13 protein-coding genes are annotated in these 15611 nt (G+C 70.6%); 2 read left to right on the top strand and 11 right to left on the bottom strand.

The genetic code is table 11. The features are described 5' to 3' along the window. Positions 1 to 5: 5 nt before the first annotated feature. Positions 6 to 1013, bottom strand: a complete 1008-nt coding sequence (locus IE99_RS0121215) for a hypothetical protein (protein WP_030173564.1) — start codon at positions 1011 to 1013, stop codon at positions 6 to 8. Then, positions 1013 to 1441 (bottom strand): hypothetical protein, encoded by a 429-nt coding sequence (locus tag IE99_RS0121210; protein ID WP_030173561.1) that lies wholly within the window; start codon positions 1439 to 1441, stop codon positions 1013 to 1015. Before IE99_RS0121210 ends, IE99_RS0121215 begins: the two co-directional genes overlap by 1 nt. Positions 1442 to 1585: 144 nt before the next feature. Here IE99_RS0121210 and IE99_RS0121205 point away from each other — a divergent pair, with 144 nt between their 5' ends. After that, positions 1586 to 2428, top strand: a complete 843-nt coding sequence (locus tag IE99_RS0121205) for a hypothetical protein (RefSeq protein WP_157610424.1) — start codon at positions 1586 to 1588, stop codon at positions 2426 to 2428. On the opposite strand, the gene IE99_RS0121200 is transcribed toward IE99_RS0121205, so the two are convergent. The 8 genes from IE99_RS0121200 to eccD form a co-directional block, all read right to left on the bottom strand. After that, the gene (locus IE99_RS0121200) at positions 2413 to 3135 is read right to left on the bottom strand and encodes a sulfotransferase family protein (protein ID WP_051712937.1); all 723 of its coding nucleotides are present in this window, start codon (positions 3133 to 3135) and stop codon (positions 2413 to 2415) included. The genes IE99_RS0121205 and IE99_RS0121200 overlap by 16 nt on opposite strands. 8 nt (positions 3136 to 3143) lie before the next feature. After that, positions 3144 to 4448, bottom strand: a complete 1305-nt coding sequence (locus tag IE99_RS0121195) for a S8 family serine peptidase (RefSeq protein WP_030173552.1) — start codon at positions 4446 to 4448, stop codon at positions 3144 to 3146. A gap of 97 nt (positions 4449 to 4545) precedes the next feature. Further along, on the bottom strand, positions 4546 to 5694 hold the full coding sequence (locus IE99_RS30545) for a magnesium and cobalt transport protein CorA (RefSeq protein ID WP_051712933.1): 1149 nt from the start codon (positions 5692 to 5694) through the stop codon (positions 4546 to 4548). A 24-nt stretch (positions 5695 to 5718) separates the two neighbouring features. Further along, positions 5719 to 6318 carry a hypothetical protein gene (locus tag IE99_RS0121185; RefSeq protein ID WP_030173546.1) on the bottom strand — a complete coding sequence of 200 codons (600 nt, stop codon included), beginning with the start codon at positions 6316 to 6318 and terminating at the stop codon, positions 5719 to 5721. 104 nt (positions 6319 to 6422) lie between these two features. Then, positions 6423 to 6719, bottom strand: coding sequence for a WXG100 family type VII secretion target (locus tag IE99_RS0121180; RefSeq protein WP_245623296.1), 297 nt, complete (start codon positions 6717 to 6719; stop codon positions 6423 to 6425). 44 nt (positions 6720 to 6763) lie between these two features. Continuing rightward, the gene (locus IE99_RS0121175) at positions 6764 to 7084 is read right to left on the bottom strand and encodes a WXG100 family type VII secretion target (RefSeq protein ID WP_281176568.1); all 321 of its coding nucleotides are present in this window, start codon (positions 7082 to 7084) and stop codon (positions 6764 to 6766) included. 174 nt (positions 7085 to 7258) lie between these two features. Then, positions 7259 to 8701, bottom strand: a complete 1443-nt coding sequence (eccB, locus tag IE99_RS0121170) for a type VII secretion protein EccB (protein WP_030173537.1) — start codon at positions 8699 to 8701, stop codon at positions 7259 to 7261. Between the two features lie 7 nt (positions 8702 to 8708). After that, the gene (gene eccD / locus IE99_RS0121165) at positions 8709 to 10109 is read right to left on the bottom strand and encodes a type VII secretion integral membrane protein EccD (RefSeq protein ID WP_030173534.1); all 1401 of its coding nucleotides are present in this window, start codon (positions 10107 to 10109) and stop codon (positions 8709 to 8711) included. Between the two features lie 169 nt (positions 10110 to 10278). Here eccD and IE99_RS0121160 point away from each other — a divergent pair, with 169 nt between their 5' ends. Then, the gene (locus tag IE99_RS0121160) at positions 10279 to 14259 is read left to right on the top strand and encodes a type VII secretion protein EccC (RefSeq protein ID WP_030173531.1); all 3981 of its coding nucleotides are present in this window, start codon (positions 10279 to 10281) and stop codon (positions 14257 to 14259) included. Here IE99_RS0121160 and IE99_RS0121155 read toward each other — a convergent pair. Next, positions 14250 to 15530, bottom strand: a complete 1281-nt coding sequence (locus tag IE99_RS0121155; protein ID WP_030173528.1) for a S8 family serine peptidase — start codon at positions 15528 to 15530, stop codon at positions 14250 to 14252. The genes IE99_RS0121160 and IE99_RS0121155 overlap by 10 nt on opposite strands. Positions 15531 to 15611: the final 81 nt, after the last annotated feature.

The raw sequence follows: 15611 nt of genomic DNA, 5'->3' as shown, positions 1-15611 counted from the left end.
GACCCTCAACCATCTTCGGACCTCCTGATCGGATCCGTACGCTCGACGTACGGATCGCCGTACTCGCTGCCGGTGAGCGGTGCGCTCATCACGGGGGAACCGCCCGCGAGCGGACCTTCGGAAACGCCGGGGACGCCGACGTCCGCGGCGCCCTTGGGGATGGCCAGGCCGCCCTGGACGTAGGGCCTCATCTGCGGAGGGATGCGGGTGATGGGAATCCTGAGGCTTCGGCCGACGCCCTGGCCGCCGAAGGCCCACCCCCGCATGAGCTGGCCGGTCACCTTCTGCTCCAGCAGTGCGAGCCGTCCCTTGGCCACGTCGTCGGCGCTGTTGACGGCCGCCTGGACGAAATCGGCGTACCCTCGCGTGTTGCCGGACAGCATCTGCCCCGTCGCGTCCACCGCCATGCCCGCCCAGAGAAGCCCGGCGGCGGCATTGCCGACCGTTTCCAGGCCCTTCTGCCCGGTCCGCAGGAGACTCCGCATCTGTATGGCGAACAGGTTCGCCTGGGCGCGAACGATGACGAGCTGCGCCTCGGCGGCCGTCTTCGTCGGGGGGAACGGGATCCGGCTCACGATCATGAGTGCGAACATCCAGGCCGCGTAGAGCACCAGGATCGTGGAGAGCACCACCATCAGGACGATGAAGGCCGCGATCAGCAGCGCCATGATCTGCAGGGAGACGGAGACGGCCGCCGCGAACCCCAGGGATATCTTGATCTGGTTCCGATAGGCGTTCAGGTGCTTCTCGCAGGCATCCCTGTCCTTTCCGGACCAGTCGGCCTCCTGGAGGGCGTCGAGCTGCGTTTCGACGGCCTCCTGGGCCTGGAGCAGCTTGTGCATCACCTTCCGCCACTCGCCGGCGGCGTCCCACAGCTGAGCGGGATCGGACTGCGCCATATAGATGATCGCGACGCTCGGCCAGGCCGCCGACACGAACACCGCGCCGATGGCGGCCTCGTGATAGGCGATCTTCGCGTCCCGCTCGAGGCCGTCGAGGCCGTGGCCGCCCATCAGCCGGCCTTGACCGTGTTCTTCTTCTCGACCTCGCGGAGGATCCGCGCGGTCTCCCGGAGCTTGCCGTCGACCTCCAAAAGTGCGCGTTCCTTCATCATGAGGTCCTGGTCGGCGTATTCGACGGCCTGCACGTAGGCATGCGCGAGGTGCGCGCAGAAGGTGGTGAAGCTGCCCGCCTCGACCTCGCGGGGGCTGCCGTTCAGGTCGCTCCTCGCCTCGGTGAGGCATCGGCCCACCGCTCGGACGAGCCTCGTACCGAGGTCCTGGATGCGGTCCGGGTTGAACCGGACGCCGTCACCCGCCGAACCGACCGGGGCCGCCCCGAAGGGTGATCTCGGCAGGGCGGGCCGCATCCGGCCGTCCGCCCCCGGTCGGCCTCCGGAGGGAGCGTTGATGATGTCGTTGATCTTGTTCGGCGGTGACACGGCTCTCCTGGGGGGAACGGCCTGACGGAACGGTCTACCATCGATCAAAGAGCGGTCATGATGATGGCACGCCCGAGCGGAGCCGACAACAGAATCCGCACGATTGGTCACACGTAGTCATATCCGGTTGAGAGGGACGGTGTCTTGCCCGAACGCGCGCGTCCGGAGTTCATCGCTTCGGATCAGCAGCTGGACGGCACGATGCGGCCGGCCGACGTGCCGCCCGCCGACCCCCCTCAGGCCACGGACGCGGACGCGACACCACCCCCGCGAGCTGGACGAGCCCGCCGTGTGGGGATCGCGGGCGGCGCGTTCGCGGCGGCCGCCGTCCTCGGCACGGCGGTCTGGGCGACGAGCGGATCGGGTGACGACGCAAGGCCGACGCGCTTCACGTCCATGCCGGAAGCGTGCTCGCTCGTGCCGGGAGAGATCCTGGAACGGATCGTGCCGCGTTCGGAGCCGCCCGTCCCGTCCACGGCTCAGAACTCCACGACGGCGCGGTACGCGGCCTGCGAGTGGTCGGAACCGCCGGGCATCGCCCGACCCGGCACCACGGCCGCGCATCGGCTGGACATCTCGGTCAGGCTGCACCTGGACGGAGACGCGGCGGCGAAGTCGGAGTACGACGCCGCCTGGCGCGGCGCGCGGGCCATGGCGGGCACCGCCACCGGAGCGCCCGGCGATCTGCACGGCGAAGCCCCATCGGTCGTCCGCATCGGCGAGCAGGCGTTCACCCAGCACCTGACGCTCAACGGAACGCTGGGACGGTCCGGAACGGTGAAGACCACCGCCCGGCTCCGCAACGCCGTCATCACCGTCCGGTACACCGGCGCGACGGCCGAGCCGGGAACGGCCGATCCCAAGACCCGCGAGAAGCCCCCCCTGGACGAGGCCACGGCGCGGAACGGCGCCGAGCAGGTCGCGCGAGCCGTCACCGAGGCCCTCACCCGTTGCGGAACCTGCTTGGAGCGTCAGCCGGGCGAATAGCCCCACGCGAGGCAGACGTCCTTCAACCGCGGCGGTGCCGGCTCCGGCGTGTCCAGGACCCGCTGGATCCGTCCCGTGTGGATCTTCTCCAGCCAGTCGCCCAGCCCGGGAACGAACGAGCCGGTGCCCGCCTCGCCGTAGTCGAGCATGTCCTCCTCCCACGGGACGCCGAGGAAGTCGCACAGGCCGCTCACGGTGCCCACGGGATCCCGGATCAGGTCCTCGTACCGGACGGTCGGCCCGTCCAGCTCGCCACGCGCTTCCTCGACCGCCTCGCAGTAGCGGACGATGTCGGCGACGTGCTGCTCCCGCTCGAGGTACGGCCGGGCGACGCGCCAGGACCTCAGGATCGCGGACGGATGCCGCACCAGAAAGACGAACCGGGCGTCCGGCCAGCACTCGACGATCTCATCCCGGATGAACACGTCGTTCGGCGACTTGTTCACGAGCAGGCGCTTGCCGCTGCGGGCGAGTTCCTCGGCCAGGACGGCGTCCCACAGCAGGAAGCGCAGGTCGCGCGGAGTGTGCCCGAGCCCCTCCATCGCCCGCGCGACCTGGCGGGACTCGAAACCCACCGTGATGTCGCCCAAGTGTGTCTCGTGCGGGGCGTGCAGTTCCGAATGGCTTCCCAGGATCGCGCGCAGCAGCGTCGACCCCGTCCGCACCGACGACAGGATGAACGTCGGCGCGGTCAGCCTCCGTCGCATTCGCGCCCTCAGCGGCCCTGCGGCGGTCCAGGCGGCCCGGCCGGAGGCTGCGGCGACCCCGGCTGGTAGGGCGAGGGCTGCGAGCCGCCGAACGACGGCGGCCCCGGCGGCATCATGCCGCCCTGCATGGGACCGGACGGCATCGGGCCGGACGGCGTCGCGGGCTTGCGGCGACCACGCAGCAGCACGAACCCTCCGACGACCACCACGGCCAGGACGACGACGCCACCGGCCACGGGCAGCACCGGGAAGCCGCCCGAGTCGTCCTGCTCCTCGGCGTCCGGCTTCGTCGCCGCCGGCTTCTTCGCGGTCGCCATGACCTTGTCGAGCCGCTCGTACGGCGGGTTGGGAGTGTTCTTCGGCACGTCCTGCCTGAGGGCGCGCGGAATGCTGATGACGCCGTAACCGAGCTGGTCGTCACGCCCGGGAGCCCCGAAGTCCTTCGCGGTGCCGATGAGACGCTGCACGACCTGCCGCGCCGGCATGTCCGGGTAGCGGCTGCGAATCAGCGCCACGGCACCGGACGTCAGCGCGGACGCCTGACTCGTCCCCGCTCCGCTGGAGTATGCGTGGCCTTCCTTGTTGATGAAACCGACCCCCGAGCCGGGCGCCCCCACAGCCACATAGCTCTGCTGCTGCGTCGACTTCCAAGGCTTGCCGTCACGGCCCAGCGCTCCGACTGCCAGGACCCCTGGACACGACGCGGGATAGATGGCCTTGTTGTCCACGTCCCCGGTGTTGCCGGCGCTGGCGACGATGACGACATCCTTTTGCGCCGCATACCTGATGGCGTCCAGCAGCTGTGGTGGGCATTGGTTCGGGTAGATGGCGGCGGCCTCGCCCGACTGGGAGATGTTGATGACCTTGGCGCCGTGATCGACGGCGAAGCGGACGGCCTGGCCGGTGCTCCGGCCGCTCACCGAGGCGGAGATCGGAAGGATCTTGGCTTCGGGAGCGATCCCCACGAAGCCCGTACCGGTGCCTTGCGAGGCGATGAGGCTCGCCATGCCGGTACCGTGACCTCCCTGGTGGGTATCGAGGTCCTCACGGCCGTCCCCGCCGGCACCCCTCAGATTCAGGCCCGGCAGCACCACCGGCCGGAGGTCGGGCAACCGGGCGTTGACACCGGTGTCGATGACCGCAACGGTAACGCCCTTGCCTTTGGTAAGGGGCCAAACGTCTTTTGTGATGCCCCAGGAGCCGAACCACCACTGGTTCGGGCCAGGGCTCGGGACCGCGTGCGCGGGTGCGACCGGCGCTAGAGCCAGGCCGATCGCCGCCGTCGACGCCGCCGTCCGAAGCAGCCATCGCATCCGCCGCACACTCCCTCGTACATCCAATTTCGTCGAGCCGTTCCGGGAGGGCGTGGAGACCAGATCTCCACCCCCTCCCGGGTGCTGCTCACCTTAGTCAACCGATGACGGGAGGAGCCGTGTCGTCATCGGCACCCCAAACATCCTCGTCCTCGGTCAGCCACGTGTTGCGCTCGCGTTCCTCGTTCTGCCCGCCGCCCTGGCCGCCGCCAGGCGCCATGGGCATGCCGCCCATCGGCATCCCACCGCGCATCCCGGCCGCGTTACGGCCCGCGCCACCCAGGCCCGGTCCCGCACCGGGACCACCGGCACCGATGCCTCCACCGGCGCCAGCACCGGCACCGCCGAAGCCGCCTGGGTCGGCACCGAACCCGCCACCTGCGCCACCGCCCGGGAGTCCGCCGCCGCCCCCGCCGGGAAAACTCGACAGGTCGGTCTTCGGGGTACCGCCGAACGGGCCGCCGTCCACACCGGAGCCCGGCGGAAGGTGCGGTCCATTGCCACCTGGGGGATTGAACGGGCTCACTTCACCCGGTGCGAACGGGTTGGAGCCTCCTGGCCCACCGGGTGCGAAGCGCCCGGCACTGTCGCCGCGGGGCAGGTTCCCCGCACCATCGGTGGTCGGGAAGCTGGAGCTTCCAGGAGAAAGGCCGCCGCCCCCGCCCCCACCCTTGGGAAGGCCGCCGGGCCCCCCTGGGCCGGGCCCCGGAGTGCGCGGATCATCGCCACCGGTACCGAGCCCTGCGGGCAGGTCCTTCGTGATCTTGAGCGGATGACCTTCGAACGCCTCGTTCATCCGGGCGTTGAACTTCTGCATCAACTTGCGGGCGGCATCGTCGTCGCCGTCCGTGTTGATGTAGCCGTCCTCCATGGTCTTGCCGGTCGTGTGGTACCAGTCAAGGATGTTGGTCTTGTACCACGTGTAGAGCTGGGCGTTGCGGTGGCTGTCGTCCGAGAGCTGGCCGGCCGTCTTGTAGACCTTCCCCAGCTGGTCGAGGGCCTCCTGCGCGACTTTGCCCTGCCAGTGCTTCACGATGCGCTTCGCATAATCGTTCTGCAGCAGGTCGGTCATTTCCGCGAGGACTTCGGCAGCTTCCTTGTAGGCGGTGCCGGCGTTCCCGACGGCAGCGGGGTTGAGATTGCTCAGCTTCTTCTTGATTTCCTCGAAGTTCTCGTCGTTGAAGCTGTAGCTCCCGAAGGCCATCCCGTCCCGGATGGGGTATTGCTCAACGTTGTCCTTACCCATTGGTTCCCTCCTTCCGGCGTGGGATCACGTGAGGTCCGGGGCGCCCGAGCCCGGGTCCACATCGCCCACCTTCTTGCTTGTGTTGTTGTGGGCGTTCTCGTACTGGTCCGCGGTCGCTCTCAACTTGCCGATCACGGCGTTGTAGGCCGTTTCGATCGAGCTGATGTACTGCTGGAAGCCGGTTTTGCTGGCGGTCGCGACCTCGACGAACTTGTCCGACCCCTTGGTGTCGCCGAGGTCTTTCGTGGTGATGTTGGTGGCGCCGACCTGGTTGATCTTCCGCTTCCAGATGTCGAGCTTGTACTTCATGTCGTTGGCGAGTTTCCGGAGCTCGGCCGGGTCGACGTCGTAGCCGTCCTTGGCCTGCGCCTTCCACTCTCCGCGCTCCGGCTGCGTACCGCGCGGAAGGGCGTTCTTCGGGTCGTCCCACTTGCCCGCGTCGGCTCCGGTGCTGTACTCGTAGTACAGCTGGCGCTGCCGCCATTCCGGCAGGTCGTCCCACTGGTCCTGGGTGAGCCCGTTGACCTTGATCTCGGCCGGCGGGGCGCCGTGTCCGCCGCCCACGTACTCGGTGTACTGGACCTTCTTGAGTTGCTCGTCTGTCAGATGGAATTCGTCGCCCATTCGCTCACCCTCACTGGCGCGTCACGTCTGGTCCCCGGCATGGCCGTGTCGCGCCACGTCGTGCGACCCGTGGGCCGCACGACGTGGACGGACTGCGCGGTCGGTCAGCCCGACCAGATGTTCAGGTTCGCGCGCTCGGCACCGGTGTAGTTGCTGTGGGCCTCGCCGATGACGACGCCGAGCTGGCTCAGCACCTGTCCGATGTGGGCCGCGGCCGTGTCCCACTGGCGCTTGGCGTCCCAGTAGGCACCCTGCGCGCCGCCCTCCCACTGGGCGAGCTGGCTCTCGAGGGTCTTCTCCAGGTCGTCGAGCTCGTCGACGAGTGCGCGGTAGGCCAGGGTGAAGTCGGCCTGGGCCTGCTGCATCGCGCCGAAATTGGCCTTGGTGTAGCTGTCGCTCACTTTGGGAGTCCTTTATCTCGGGGGGCGGGAGGAGGGGGCCTCGATCAGGTGGCGCCGTTGAGCAGCTGGTTGATCTTGTTGACCGCGTCCTGCTGCTCCTGCTCCTTGCTCTCGTAGACGATCTTCGTCTGGACGAGCTTCTGGTGCATTCCCTCGAGAGCGGACCGGACCTTGTTCATCTCGGTCTGGAACTCGTTGAAGACCCGGTCGAACGACACCGCGGCGTTACCGGCCCAGCCGGACATGAGCTGGGACTTGTGGCCTTCGAGCTTGCTCTGCAGGCCCTTGACGATGCCCGCGGAGTCCTCGATGCGGGTCGCGGCCTGCTGCATTGCGGCTCTGTCGACTGCGGACTGGTCCCCCACAGTGTCACCTCCGTAGCGATTCTGGTCGCGCCCCAGGAGAGAAGGGGCGGCCCGCTGTCGGCCGGCCGGGGAGCACTCCTGACGACACGAAATAGCCTTGATCTTAGGTCTTACTGTGCGTCTATGTCGACGCAAATGATGACAGTCACGTTCCTGTGATGTATACCACGATCACTATGTCCGTGGTATGGAAACCGGCTTGCGTGCAAGGGCGGGGTCCAGAGCCGGACCCTGCGGGATGAGGTGGATCACGCTGGAAGGGACGGGGGCGGCCTTTCCAGCGTCGTAGCCGAGTTTCTTGGCCACCTCGGCGGACGGCAGGGCGAACCGGATCCCCTGGTCGTTGACCAGTGACAGCGATCCCGAACCGCCCTGGGCGGTGTCGCCGCCGGCGGGCACCAGGCTCATCAGGGCCGCGCCGCCGGGCGGCAGCACCATCTGGTCGACGCTGCCGGACGAGCCGGCGCTTCCCGAGCCGAGGACTCCCGCGGACGGTGCCGGGAGCCTGCCGCCCACCGTCAACTGCGCGGCGGCGGACCCGACAGGGAACACCGAGCACAGCGGCCGGACGGGCTCCCAGGAGACGAACGCGGGCAGTTTCGGCGGCAGGCTGTTGTCCAGCAGCCGCGTCCGGGAGGCCCGCTGCTGCGCGGACGGGACGTCCGTGGGCAGCGGCCGGGCCTGCTCACCCGGATACGCGGTGGCTGTGGCGACGTCGCGGAGCAGGAGCTGCGCCTGCGTCTCGTTGATCTGGGAGAGTCCGTCGGCCAGCATCACGTACCAGAGCGCCTGCCCACCGGCTCCGGTGTCGGCCTTGAACACCTGGCCGACGCGGGCGGTCCCGCCCCGGGGGCCCGGTACCGCCCTGCCGCGGTCGGGCACGTTCGGCGAGCCGAAGTTGCCCGCGGCGGGGATCGCGTTCAGCCATGTCGCCGGGACCTCGGCGGCGCCGGGGCCGCCCGTCAGCGCCGGAACCTGGTCCGCCGGGACGGTCAGCTGCATGCGGTGGTCCTTCCAGACCACCCAGGGGGTGCCGCCGGTCTGGACGACGATGGCCTCGGTGTCGGCGAGCCGCCGCCCGCCGACCTTCTGACCGGCCGCGAGGGCGGTGATCTGGCGCTTCACACCGGTCGGCCCCGCGGCCTCGCGGGTGCATACCGACCATGGCCCGCGGATCAGCTGATCGTCGGCGGGCAGGGAGTCCGGTGCGCCCGGAATGCCGATCATCGCGCCGCGCTCGAACTTGGCCAGCGACTTGCGGGAGACGCTCCGCCGCTCCGGCGCGCTGTCGGAGTCGAGGGCCAGCAGCGCGGACGCGTAGTTCGCGACCGGGAACATCTTCTTGGTGTTCGCGTCGTAGATGTACTTGGTCCCGGTCTCCTTCTCGATGAGGAGCTTGCCGGGCTTGTCCAAACCCTTGGCGCCGCCCGGGGACAGGATCCCCCAGATGCCGAACACCGCGACGATCAGCAGCCCGACCATGAGGCCGGCGAACGCCCCGACCGACAGCCGCCGCATCGGCGATTCGGCGATGTCGGGCTCGCCCTGCAGCAGTGCCAGCCCGACCCGCTGCGTCATCAGGCGATGCGCCTGGTAGAGATCCCGCCGGTTCTGCATCAGCGCGTCACCCGGCCAGCCCGCGGACGCGGGAGTACACGTCGAGCACCGCGAGCGCGAGCGGGATCAGCGAGATCATCACCATCATGTCGAGGATGTCCCCCCACCGGCCCCAGACCGGGGTGGGACGGTGGTCCGGGAGCCACAGCGTCACGCCGACGACGATCCCGGCGAGCAGGAGCAGCGGTACGAGCGCGGCGGCGAGCGCCAGCACCTGGCTCCCGTGCGCGGCCAGTCCGATCGTGGTGAGCACGAGGCCGAACAGCCCGACGACCAGCATCCAGGAGCGCTGCGCGACGCCCTTGAAGATCCGGGCGCGCAGCAGCAGCGACAGCGACATGACCGCCGTGGTCGTGGGGCCCGTCCAGCCGCCGGAGTCGAACAGGAAGAGCATCGCCCCCGCGGCGACCAGCGCGATCGCCGCGATCAGCCCGGTGGAGAACCGGTCGGCGGCCGCGGTGCGGGTGAGCACCTCCCGGCCGTCCACCGTCTCGGTGTCGCGGCGCAGGTCCTCGGCGCTGCTCGGGACGGGCGGCAGCGGCATCCGCGCCAGCTTGAACGACAGCGACGGCACGGCGGCGAAGAACATCATCACGATGACCGCGGCGACCGCGGCGATACCCGCGGCGGGCAGATCGTCGAACGCGAACCCGACCCCAGCGCAGGCGGCACCGACGAACGCGGCGAACGCGATGCCGAGGAAGACCGGGAGCCCGTCCGCGACGGCGAACGCGGCGATGACCGCGGCGAGCGCCGTGACTCCGAAGGCGGCCAGCAGGTGCGGGGCGCCGAGGTCGGGCAGGCCGGTGCCGTCGCGGGCGGGCGCGGCCAGCCCGGCGAGGAAGGCGTGCGGAAGCGCCGCCCAGCCGAGTATCACGCCCGCGCCCGAGTCACCGGCGGCACGGGACAGCACCGCGGCCATGATGAGCGTGAGGAGCGCGACGATCCCGGCGGCGATGGCCGGGACGATCCACGGCGGTCCGGACAGGGCGATCACGGCGGCCCCGGTGACGAGCGCGCCCGCGCCCGCGCCGAGCCCGAACGAGCGGGTCGTGGTGGGCCGCCACCGGTCGGTGCGCTCCCGGATGCCGGACGCGATCACGTCGGCGACGTCGTCGAACGACATCTCGGGCAGTTGCGCCATGCGCGGACGGAAATAGAGGATCTCGCCGTCCCGCACGCCCAGCGCGGTCGTGGTCTGGGACGTGTCGAACGGCTCGCCGTCCAGGCGCTGCAGCACCCAGCCGGAATGCGCGAGGCCCGCGTCCGCCATGTCCTCCCCGGCCGCCCGCAGCAACGTGGGGAGCATGTGCGCGAGAGGTACGTCGGCCGGCAGGGAGACATCGACGCGGCGCTTGGGCGCGACGATGGTGACCCTGCACAGTTCGGTCGTGGCGGGCGAATTCACGGGAGCTCCCGTCCTTCAGGTCAGATCAGGCATGGATCCGATCGACGCGCAGCTTAGGATGTGACGGCCGTCAAGGCTAAATCAACCTCAACATCAAGAGAATCCCGCGGGTCGGCCGTCCCCCTGTTCCCCGGTCGCCCGGGGACGAGCTCCCGGAGGTACCCGCGAGGTGAGCACGATCCTCGTCCGGCGCAAGGAACGCCGCAAGCCGCCCCCGACCCCCAAGGGCGAGCTGCTGCTGGAGTCCCCGCCGGAGATCCCGGAGCAGCAGAGCGGCGGCCTGCAGAACGTGCTCATGTACCTGCCGATGGCCGTGATGCCGCTCATGATGGGGCTGATGTTCCTCGGCGGCGGCACCCGCAGCCCGCTCATGATGATCAGCAGTGGCGGCATGGCGCTGGCCATGGGCGGCATGATGATCGGGCAGCTGGCGCGGGGCTCGGGGGAGCGCAAGTTCAAGCTGAACGGGGCGCGCCGCGACTACTTCCGCTACCTGTCGCAGGCGCGCCGCAAGGTGCGGCGGGCCGCCGAGCAGCAGCGCGAGGCGCTGGAGTGGAACAGCCCGCCGCCGGACTCGCTCTGGTCCCTGGTGATGAGCGCGCGCATCTGGGAGCGCCGGCCCACCGACGCCGACTTCGGGAACGTGCGGATCGGCACCGGGCCGCAGAAGCTCGCCGTCCAGCTGATCCCGCCGGAGACCCGGCCGGTGGAGGATCTGGAGCCGATGACGGCGGGCGCGCTGCGCCGGTTCGTCCGGGCGCACTCGACCGTGCCGAACCTGCCGGTGGCGGTGTCGATGCCGTCGTTCGCGCGGATCCTGCCGATGGGCGACCCGGACGCGGTGCGCGGCATGGTCCGCTCGATGGTGGCGCAGCTCTGCTCGTTCCACTCGCCGGACGACCTGCGCGTCAGCGTGTGCGCGTCGGCGGAGGCGATGCCGCACTGGGACTTCGTGAAGTGGCTGCCGCACGCGATGCACCCGACGGTGACGGACGCGGCGGGCCCGGTGCGCCTGATGGCGGGCGGTCTCTCCGAGCTGGAGCGGATGCTCGGCAACGAGGTGAAGGACCGTTCGAGGTTCAGGCCCGGCCTGCAGCAGGACGACCTGCCCTACCACGTGGTGATCGTGGACGGCGGTGCCGTCACCCCCGACTCCCAGATCGGATCGGACGGCATCCAGGGCGTCTGCGTGATCGACCTGACCGGGCAGGTCGCGCCGACCGCCGACAGCACGATGCTGCGGCTGCGGGTAGCGCCCGGCAAGATGGCGATGCTGCGCCGTGACCGCACCGGCAAGGACGTCCCGAGCTCCCTCGGCCGTCCCGACCAGTTCGGGTACGCGCAGGCGGACGGGCTGGCGCGGCAGCTCGCGCCGCTGCGGGCCAGCGCCGCGTCCGGTCCCGAGATGGACGCGCTCTCGGCGGCGACGACGCTGACGACGCTCCTCGGCGTGCCCGACCCGGCCCGGATCGACGCGCGGCAGGCGTGGGGGCCGCGGGCCCCGCGCAACCGGCTGCGGGTGCCGATCGGGCTGGACGCCGACGGCCAGCCGATCGAACTCGACATCAAGGAGGCGGCGCAGGGCGGCTACGGCCCGCACGGCCTGTGCATCGGCGCGACCGGTTCCGGCAAGTCGGAGCTGCTGCGGACGCTCGTCCTGGGCCTGGCGATGACGCACTCGTCGGAGGTGCTGAACTTCGTCCTGGTCGACTTCAAGGGCGGTGCGACGTTCCTCGGCATGGACGGCCTCCAGCACGTGTCGGCCATCATCACGAACCTGGAGGACGAGCTGCCGCTCGTCGACCGCATGTACGACGCGCTGCACGGCGAGATGGTGCGCCGGCAGGAATGGCTCCGGGCGGCGGGCAACTACGCCTCGCTGCGCGACTACGAGAAGGCCCGCGAGCAGGGCGCGCCGCTCAAGCCGATGCCGACGCTGTTCGTGGTGCTGGACGAGTTCTCCGAGCTGCTGTCGGCGAAGCCCGACTTCGCGGAGCTGTTCGTGATGATCGGCCGGCTGGGGCGCTCGCTGGGCGTCCACCTGCTGCTCGCGTCGCAGCGGCTGGAGGAGGGGAAGCTGCGCGGCCTGGACACGCACCTGTCCTACCGGATCGGCCTGCGGACGTTCTCGGCCGCGGAGTCCCGGGTCGTGCTGGGCGTGCCCGACGCCTACGAACTGCCGCAGGCGCCCGGCAACGGGTACCTGAAGATCGGCACCGAGACGATGACCCGGTTCCGTGCCGCCTACGTGTCCGGGCCGTACAAGCCGGACGAGGACCAGCCGCAGCGGACGCCGGACGGACCGCGGCAGCCGGCGCAGATCGTCCCGTTCACGCCCGCCTACGTGGCGCCGCAGATGCACCAGCAGGAGCGGCAGCGGCAGCGGCGGCAGGAGGAGGACGGCCCGCAGATCAGCCTGTTCGACCTGGTCGTGAAGCAGCTGGCCGGGCACGGCCCGCCGCCGCACCAGATCTGGCTGCCGCCGCTGGAGGAGCCGTCGACACTCGACCAGGTGCTGCCGAACCTCCAGCAGACCCCCGAGTTCGGCTTCACCACCGCCGGCTGGGACGGCCGCGGCCGGCTGCACGCGTTCGCCGGGATCGTCGACAAGCCCTTCGACCAGCGCCGCGACCCGATGTGGCTGGACCTGTCCGGTTCGGCCGGGCACATCGGGGTGGCGGGCAACCCGCAGTCCGGCAAGTCGACGCTGCTGCGCACGATCGTCCTGTCGCTGGCTCTGATGCACACCCCTCAGGAGGTGCAGTTCTACTGCCTCGACTTCGGCGGCGGCTCGCTGGCGCCGCTGGCCGAGCTGCCGCACATCGGCGGTGTCGCGAGCCGGCTCGACCCCGACCGGGTCCGCCGCACGGTGGCTGAGGTGTCCGGCCTGCTGGAGTCGCGGGAGCGGTTCTTCACCGAGCGGGGCATCGACTCGATCGGCACCTACCGCCGCATGCGCGCCGAAGGGGAGATCGCCGGGGACGGTTTCGGGGACGTCTTCCTCGTCGTGGACAACTGGCTGACCGTCCGGCAGGAGTTCGAGGCGGTCGAGGCGACGGTCACCGACCTCGCCGCGCGCGGCCTCGGCTACGGCATCCACGTGATCGCCGCGACGAACAAGTGGTCGGAGTTCCGGCTGACGATCCGCGACCTGCTCGGCACGAAGCTGGAGCTCAAGCTCGGTGACCCGTACGAGTCGGAGATGGACCGGAAGCTCGCCCTCAACGTGCCGGAGGGCCGGCCCGGCCGCGGCATCACGCGCGAGGGCCTCCACTTCCTCGGCGCGCTTCCCCGCGTCGACGGCCGGACCTCGGCGGGCGATCTGTCCGACGGCGTCCGGCAGCTGGTGGAGACGGTGCGGGCCGGCTGGCAGGGCCGCCCGTCGGCGCCGCCGGTGCGGATGCTGCCGGATCTGCTGCCCCGCACCTCGCTGCCGTCGCTGACCGAGACCGGCAAGCGGATCCCGATCGGCATCGACGAGGACACCCTGTCCCCCGTCCTGCTGGACTTCGACAACGACCCGCACTTCGTCGTCCTCGGCGACAACGAGTGCGGCAAGTCGAACCTGCTGCGGATCATCGTCGAGTCGATCAAGGAGCGGTACACCACCGCCGAGGCCCGGATCATCATGCTGGACTACCGGCGCGCGCTGCTGGACTCGGCGGAGAGCGAGCACGTCATCGGGTTCGCCGCGTCGTCCACGGCGGCGGCCGGGCTGATGAAGGACGTGCACGGCGCCCTCGTCAACCGGCTTCCGCCGTCCGACCTGACGCCCGAGCAGCTGCGCAACAGGTCGTGGTGGAGCGGGTCGGAGCTGTTCCTGGTCGTGGACGACTACGACCTGGTGGCGACCCCGTCCGGGAACCCGATGGCTCAGCTCGCCGAGCTGCTGCCGCAGGCCCGGGACATCGGCATGCACCTGGTGATCTCACGGACGATGGGCGGCGCGGGCCGCGCCATGTTCGACCCGATCCTGCAGCGGCTCAAGGACATGGCCAGCCCGGCGCTGATCATGTCGGGCAACAAGGACGAGGGGAACCTGTTCGACGTCCGGCCGAGCCTGCTGCCGCCGGGCCGCGGCACCCATGTGGACCGCCGCGCGGGCAAGCGCCTCATCCAGACGGCCTTCGGGGAGGACCCTCAGGGCTGATCGCGGTCGTTCGCGAGCGGGGCGGCGCGTCCCGGCCTCCAGCCGCGCCGGCGACCGGCCGGGATGACCGCCCCGGCGAACGCGACGGCCAGGGCGAGCGCGAGGGCGCCGCCCGCGACGGCGAGGCCGATATCGCGGGTGCGGTGGTCGACCGGCTCCGGCTTGGCGATGGGCACCGCCCCGCTCATCGGCCGGGCGCTCGCCGCGCCGGGCTGCGCGTTCGGGTCGACGAGCGCCGTCACCGCCTGCAGCGGACTGATCATCCCGTGTCCGCTGCCCTGGCCGTTGCCGCCCTCGGCGGTGATCAGGATGCGGTTGATGACCTGCTGGTAGGTGAGCCTGGGGTGCCGGGCGCGGACGAGGGCCGCCACCCCCGCCGCGTAGGGGGCGCCGAAACTGGTGCCCTGAAGTCCGCCGACATAGCCGCTGCCGAGGGTCGAGATGACGTTCTGCCCCGGCGCCGACACGTCGATGCGCGTCTTGAGGTTGGAGAACCCGGTGATCGTCCCGGCCTCGTCCACGGCGGCGACGGACAGCACCCCCGGATAGCTCGCCGGGTAGGCGGCGCTCTCCTTGCCCCGCTGGTCCTCGGCGACGTTCCCGGCGGACGCGACGATCAGGGCGTCGCGGCGCTGCGCGAACCGCACGGCGGTGCGCAGCGCGGGCGTGTCGGGGGCGTCCACCGAAACGTTGATCACGTCGGCGCCCCGTTCGGCGGCCCAGGTGATGGCGCGGGGCAGCAGCAGGGTGTCGTTGGTGCTCTGCCCGCCGGCGAACTTGGCGTTCAGCAGCCTGACCTGCGGAGCGACACCGATGAACGGGACGTTGCGGGCGCGCATGTCGGACGCGGCGATGATACCGGCGACCTGCGTGCCGTGTCCGATGCAGTCGTCGGTGGTGGACCTCGTCGCGTCGAAGCTCGCCGCGATCTTGCCGCGCAACTGCGGGTGGCTCGCCGTGATGCCGCTGTCGACGACGGCGACGGTCACCCCCTTGCCGCGGGTGATCCGCCATGCCTGCTCGAAGTCCAGCCGCCGCTGCGCCCACGGCTCGATGGTGATGGCCGACGCCGGCTGCCCGCTCGGCTTGTTGCACGCGGGCTGGGACGGGACCGACGGCCGCTCCGGCTTGCGCGTCTTCTTCGGCTTCGGAGTGGGGGTCGGCGCCACGCGGGGACGCTCGGCGGGGGCGGCCGAGGCCGCCGGGGCGAGCACGAGCGCGGACGTCACGACCAGGCTGCCGGTTCCCGCCGCGAGTCGCCCAATGCGCATGTTCCGCCTCTTCCCGACACGTTCGAACGCCACGACTCTAAGGGATTCCGCAGACGTGATTCACGTCCGGCCGGGCGTCCC

The organism is Spirillospora albida (assembly GCF_000718255.1).
Lineage (GTDB): Bacteria > Actinomycetota > Actinomycetes > Streptosporangiales > Streptosporangiaceae > Spirillospora > Spirillospora albida.
Note: the sequence above shows the minus strand (reverse complement) of the source record. Positions and strands in the feature narration are given on the sequence as shown.

Coding starts and splice junctions, on each gene's coding strand:
- IE99_RS0121185 (WP_030173546.1), bottom strand. CDS start 6,318: ATGGGCGACGAATTCCATCTGACAGACGAGCAACTCAAGAAGGTCCAG.
- eccB (WP_030173537.1), bottom strand. CDS start 8,701: ATGCAGAACCGGCGGGATCTCTACCAGGCGCATCGCCTGATGACGCAG.
- IE99_RS0121215 (WP_030173564.1), bottom strand. CDS start 1,013: ATGGGCGGCCACGGCCTCGACGGCCTCGAGCGGGACGCGAAGATCGCC.
- IE99_RS0121155 (WP_030173528.1), bottom strand. CDS start 15,530: ATGCGCATTGGGCGACTCGCGGCGGGAACCGGCAGCCTGGTCGTGACG.
- IE99_RS30545 (WP_051712933.1), bottom strand. CDS start 5,694: ATGGGTAAGGACAACGTTGAGCAATACCCCATCCGGGACGGGATGGCC.
- IE99_RS0121195 (WP_030173552.1), bottom strand. CDS start 4,448: ATGCGATGGCTGCTTCGGACGGCGGCGTCGACGGCGGCGATCGGCCTG.
- IE99_RS0121200 (WP_051712937.1), bottom strand. CDS start 3,135: ATGCGACGGAGGCTGACCGCGCCGACGTTCATCCTGTCGTCGGTGCGG.